General features: G+C 69.4%; 5 protein-coding genes and 1 pseudogene. 5 read left to right on the top strand and 1 reads right to left on the bottom strand.

What is annotated here, in order from left to right; genetic code table 11:
• The 3 genes from BHE01S_RS35640 to BHE01S_RS35650 all read left to right on the top strand — a co-directional run.
• Positions 1-996: aromatic amino acid lyase (locus BHE01S_RS35640; RefSeq protein ID WP_042273169.1), on the top strand; the 996-nt coding region annotated here is incomplete at its 5' end.
• A 79-nt stretch (positions 997-1075) separates the two neighbouring features.
• Positions 1076-1771, top strand: a complete 696-nt coding sequence (gene hutC, locus BHE01S_RS35645; RefSeq protein ID WP_042273171.1) for a histidine utilization repressor — start codon at positions 1076-1078, stop codon at positions 1769-1771.
• Positions 1772-2044: 273 nt separating this feature from the next.
• A complete protein-coding gene (locus BHE01S_RS35650; RefSeq protein WP_042273173.1) occupies positions 2045-2695 on the top strand; it encodes a hypothetical protein in 651 nt (216 codons plus the stop codon).
• Positions 2696-2722: 27 nt separating this feature from the next.
• Here the strand turns inward: BHE01S_RS35650 and BHE01S_RS35655 are convergent, their stop codons facing one another.
• The gene (locus tag BHE01S_RS35655; protein ID WP_042273176.1) at positions 2723-3601 is read right to left on the bottom strand and encodes a LysR substrate-binding domain-containing protein; all 879 of its coding nucleotides are present in this window, start codon (positions 3599-3601) and stop codon (positions 2723-2725) included.
• 125 nt (positions 3602-3726) lie between these two features.
• Between BHE01S_RS35655 and BHE01S_RS35660 the strand changes: the two genes are divergently transcribed.
• Positions 3727-4977, top strand: coding sequence for an aminotransferase class I/II-fold pyridoxal phosphate-dependent enzyme (locus tag BHE01S_RS35660; RefSeq protein WP_407669601.1), 1251 nt, complete (start codon positions 3727-3729; stop codon positions 4975-4977).
• Between the two features lie 89 nt (positions 4978-5066).
• Positions 5067-5453: pseudogene (locus BHE01S_RS35665) on the top strand (AraC family transcriptional regulator); the annotation flags it as partial.

Here is a 5453-nt window from a genome sequence, read left to right on the forward strand (position 1 = left end):
GGCCTCAAGCCGCTCGCGCTGCAGGCCAAGGAAGGTCTCGCGCTGCTCAACGGCACGCAGGCCTCCGCCGCGCTCGCCATCTACAACCTGTTCGCGATCGAAGACCTCTACCGCACGGCGCTCGTCTCGGGCGCGCTGTGCGTGGACGCCGCGGCAGGCTCGGTGAAGCCGTTCGATGCGCGCATTCACGAACTGCGCGGCCATCGCGGCCAGATCGAGGCGGCCGCGGCCTACCGCACGCTGCTCGAAGGCTCGGCGATCAACCTCTCGCACCGCGACTGCGGCAAGGTTCAGGATCCGTACTCGCTGCGCTGCCAGCCGCAGGTGATGGGCGCGTGTCTGGACCAGATGCGCCACGCGGCGCAGGTGCTGCTCGTCGAGGCGAACGCGGTGTCGGACAATCCGCTGATCTTCCCGGAAACGAATGAAGTGCTCTCGGGCGGCAACTTCCACGCGGAACCGGTGGCCTTCGCCGCCGACAACCTCGCGCTGGCCGCCGCCGAAATCGGCGCGCTGGCCGAGCGCCGCATCGCGCTGCTGATCGACGCGACGCTCTCGGGGCTGCCGCCTTTCCTCGTGAAGGACGGCGGCGTGAACTCGGGCTTCATGATCGCGCACGTCACGGCCGCTGCACTGGCTTCGGAAAACAAGACGCTCGCGCATCCGGCCTCGGTCGATTCGCTGCCGACCTCGGCGAACCAGGAAGACCACGTATCGATGGCGACGTTCGCGGCGCGCAAGCTCGCCGACATTGCCGACAACACGGCCAACATCCTCGCGATCGAACTGCTCGCCGCGGCCCAGGGCGTGGACCTGCGCGCGCCGCATCACACGAGCCCGGCGCTCGCGCACGTGATGCAGTCGGTGCGCGCCGAGGTGCCGCACTACGACCTCGACCGCTACTTCGCGCCGGATATCGCCGCGATTACGCGTCTCGTGCAGAACGGTGCGATCGCTTCGCACAGCCCGTTGGCGTTCGAGTCCGAGGCGCAGTAACCCGCAATCACGCGCCATCTCGCGCCATCACACACCATCACGCGCAAGCAGACGCCAAGCCAAAGCACGGGCCAACGCGATGAACGCTCCCGCATACCAGGGCATCAAGGACTTCGTCCTCGCGCGCATTCACGCCGGCGAGTGGAGCGAGGGCGACCAGGTGCCTTCGGAGAACGAACTGGCGCGCGAGTTCAAGGTCGCGCGCATGACCGTGAACCGGGCGCTGCGCGAACTCACCGCGGAACAGGTGCTCACGCGCGTGCAGGGCGCGGGCACCTTCGTCGCGCGGCCCAAATACGAATCGACGCTCGTCGCCATTCGCAGCATCTCCGACGAAATCCTCGCGCGCGGGCATCGCTACCGCGCCGAGGTGCTCGAGATCGGCGTGCACCGCGCCGATGAGGCGCTTGCCGCCGAAATGGGGCTCACTGCGAACGACAAGGTATTCAACTCGCGCGTGCTCCACTTCGAGAACGACGAGCCCGTGCAGCTAGAAGAGCGCTGGGTCAATCCCGCCATTGCGCCCGATTACGCGGCGCAGGACTTCACCCACATCACGCCGAATCAGTACCTCGTCAATGTCGCGCCGCTGCAGGGCGTGGAGTATCGCATCGAGGCGCTCGCCCCAGAGGCGCAGACGCGCGCGCACCTCGCCATGGGCGAGGCCGAGCCGTGTCTCGTGCTGCACCGGCGCACGCGCTCGCGCGGGCTCGTCGCATCGGTGGCCAATCTCTGGCATCCGGGCAGCCGCTACCGTTTCACCGGGCATTTTTAAGGGGCCGCCGAGGCCCGGCTGCGCAGGTGGGGCCGCCGAGATCGGGCCGCGCAGTTGGGGCCATCGAGGTGTCTCCACGCCGCTCGCCACCTTTTCCTCAGTCTTATCCTTTCGCGTGGCCGGCATATCGGCATGCGTCTTGCTGCCTTTGGAGCTTGCGGTCCGAATTGCCGATCGCGGCGCGCGGAGGGGGCCACACGGCCAGGAAAGCGCGCAGGGCACGCCGCAGCCCGTATCATTGGCAGATGACGCGAACGAAGGAGGAGCTCCGCAATGGACGATGCCAACGCCACGCTCATGCCGATGTGGCGGGCCAATCTGGCGCTGCTCACGCGCGAGGTCGGGTCGGCCACCCGGCTCGCGCGCATGATGACGTTTTCCGCGAGCTACATGAAGCTGATCGTGTCGGGCCAGCGCGACTTCAGCGCGGAGTTCGTGCGCGGCGTGGAAGCCGTCACGGGCCTGCCCGAGGGCTGGATGGACGTGAAGCACGATAGCGCCGACGTGCCCGACGAGACGCGCGAAGCGATCGCGAGCGAGACGCCGCGCGCGCGCTTTCGCGGCACCGCGCATCCGGTGCGCAAGGCGCCTGTGCTGCGCGTCGAGCCGATCTTCGGCCAGGGCGCGAAGCGCGAGGAAGCGGCGGCTGCGCCCGAGCCGCACCGGCGTCTCGCGGGCATGCGCAAGATCCGCGATCTCGCCGCGCAGGACGTGCGCAAGCTCGAGCGCTACCTGAGCGTGCCGCCAGTCGAGCCCGCGGTGCTGCGCTCGCGTATCGAAGACGTGATCCACTACGCCGACCCCGACGAGCGTGTGCGCGCCGATCTCGAAGGCCGCCTCGAGCAGATCGAGAAGCATCGCGAAATGCTGCTGCGGCATGTCTCGCGCCTCTACGCGCTGCTTTCGCGGCTGGGCGACGACTGATTCGTTGCCCGAATCATCGTCGCGAGATCACCGCTCCTGGACGCGCAGCTCCGCGAGGATCTGCTCGGCGAGAAAGTCGCACGGCGGACGGTTCGAGCGCGCGCTGCGCGCGAGCACCACTTCGAGCTCGGGCAGGGCCGGGAGGCCATGCTGGCGGCCGAGCGTGACGAACGTTTCGGGCACCGCGCAGCGCGCGAGCGGCGCGATGGCGAGACCCGCGGCCACCATGCTGCACAGGCCCATCAGGCTTGGGCTTTCATACGATGTGCGATAGGCGATCCTGGCGCGCTCCAGCGCCTGGATCGCGTTCGTGTGCGCGACGCTGCCGCCGCCGAAGAGGGCGACCGGCAGCGGCCGCTCGCGCCAGATCTCACGCCCGCTCGCCGCGCTCACGGCCGCGGGGGGCGCGGCCCACACCATCGGCTCGAAGCGGATGAACTCGCCCGCAAGGCCTCGCGTACGCGTGATGCAGGCGAGGTCGATCTTGTTGTCCTTCAGGAGCGGCAGGAGCGCACTGCTCGGCAGCCCGATCACCTGGATTTCCACCTTCGGCCAGTTCGCCGAGAACTTGCGCAGCACCGGCGGCATGAGTGAGGACGCGTAGTCGTCGGGCACGCCGATCGACACGCGCCCCGTCACCTCCGGATGCGCGAGCGAGGCCCACGCTTCGTCGCGCAACGCGAGCATGCGCCGCGCGTAGGCGATGAGTGTCTGGCCGTCCGGCGTGGGCGTCACGTTGCGCGGCGCACGGATGAAGAGCGGCTTGCCGATGGATTCCTCGAGCGCGCGAATCTGCATGCTGAGCGCGGCCTGCGAGCGGTGCACGAGCGCGGCGCCGCGCACGAAGCTGCCGGCGTCGGCGACGGCTACCACCATGGCGAGCACGTCGAGGTCGAGGGTCTTCATCGGTATAAGAAAAATTGATCGAAGGCTTCAATATAACGCGTTTGTCTGAACGCGGCGCCGCGCCGATACTGGGGCCGTACCGACCTTCATGCAGTTCGCGCAGTGATTCGCTCCCGGAGAAGCCCATGTTGATGTCACAGCCCGTCGATTTGACCTACGAACGATTCCAGCAACTGAACCTGCGGCTCGACATGTCGCGCGGCAAGCCTTCGCCCGAACAGCTCGATCTCTCGCAGGCGCTCATCGACGAAACCGCCCAGGCGGGCTATCTGGCGCGCGACGGCTTCGATTGCCGCAACTACGGCCTGCCGGGCGGCCTGCCCGAGGCGCGCGAGCTGGGCGCCGGATTGCTCGGCGTGCCGGCCGCACAGGTGATCGCGGCGGGCAATTCCAGCCTCGAACTGATGCACGACGCGCTGACCTTCGCGCTGCTGCACGGCGTGCCGGTGGGCGAGGGCGCGGACGTCGGCGCGCCGTGGCGGGCGCAAGGCGAGATCGCCTTCCTGTGTCCGGTGCCGGGCTACGACCGCCACTTCGCGATCTGCGAGGCGCTCGGCGTGCGCATGATCGCCGTGCCGATGCGCGAGGACGGCCCCGACATGGACCGCGTGGAAGCGCTCGTGCGCGGCGATGCGTCGATCAAGGGCATGTGGTGCGTGCCGCTCTATAGCAACCCGACGGGCGCGATCTGGTCCGACGAGGTGATCCGGCGCCTCGCGGCCATGCCCGCCGCGCCCGACTTCCGGCTCTTCTGGGACGACGCCTACCGCTTCCACCACTTGAGCGACGAAGCGCACGCAACGCTCGACGTTTTCGCAGCCTGCGCGGCGGCGGGCCACGCCGGGCGCGCGCTGATGTTCGCCTCGCTGTCGAAGGTGACGTTCGGCGGCGGCGCGTTCGCGTGGCTCGCCGCCGCGCCGCGCAACGTGGCCTGGTGGCAGAAGCACTCGGCCGTGCGCACCATCGGGCCGGACAAGCTCAACCAGTTGCGCCACGTGCGCTTTCTGCGCGACCGCGCGACGCTCACCGGGCTGATGGCGCGCCATCGCGCGCTGCTCAAGCCGAAGTTCGATGCGGTCGACGAGGTGTTCCGCGCGCGCCTCGCCGGCGTGCCCGGCGTGAGCTGGAATGTGCCGCGCGGCGGCTATTTCATCAGCCTTTATGCGCCCGAGGGCTGCGCGCGCCGCACCGTCGAACTCGCGGCCGCGGCGGGACTCGTCCTCACGCCCGCGGGCGCGGCGTTCCCGTATGGCGTCGATCCACACGACAGCCATCTGCGGATTGCGCCGTCGTTTCCGGCGCTCGACGAGGTGCGCCTTGCCGCCGAGGGCATCGCGCTGTCGCTGCTGCGCACCATCGAGGAGCGGCGGGGATAGCGGCTAGGGCAGGTCCGGCGCCGCTCGCTTCGATGTGCTACAACGGCAGACGTAGCCCGCCAATGTAGCCAACTTCCCGCGAGGTCGCCGTGCAAGGACTCGCCGTTTCACTGCAACGCGCGCTCGCCCAGCGCGAGCGCGAAGGCCGCGCCGATAGCGGCCGTGCGCCAACGGCGCGCCCGCTTGCGGCGGGCGCCGGCTGGACGGTCGACGATGTCGTCTGCACGCTTGGGCCCGCCGACCGGCCCTACGAGGAGCGCCACACGAGCGCGTGTCTCGCCGTCGTGGCGGCCGGCGTGTTCGGCTACCGCAGCGGCAACGCGCGCGCGCTGATGACGCCCGGCGCGCTCATGCTCGGGGAAACCGGCGCCTGTTTCGAATGCGGCCACCGCCACGCGGCGGGCGACCGCTGCCTCTCGTTCCATTACGAGCGCGCCTGGCTCGACGAGCAGGCCGCGGCTGCGGGCCTCGCGCCT

The sequence above is a fragment of the Paraburkholderia heleia NBRC 101817 genome (genome assembly GCF_000739775.1).
GTDB classification, from domain to species: domain Bacteria; phylum Pseudomonadota; class Gammaproteobacteria; order Burkholderiales; family Burkholderiaceae; genus Paraburkholderia; species Paraburkholderia heleia.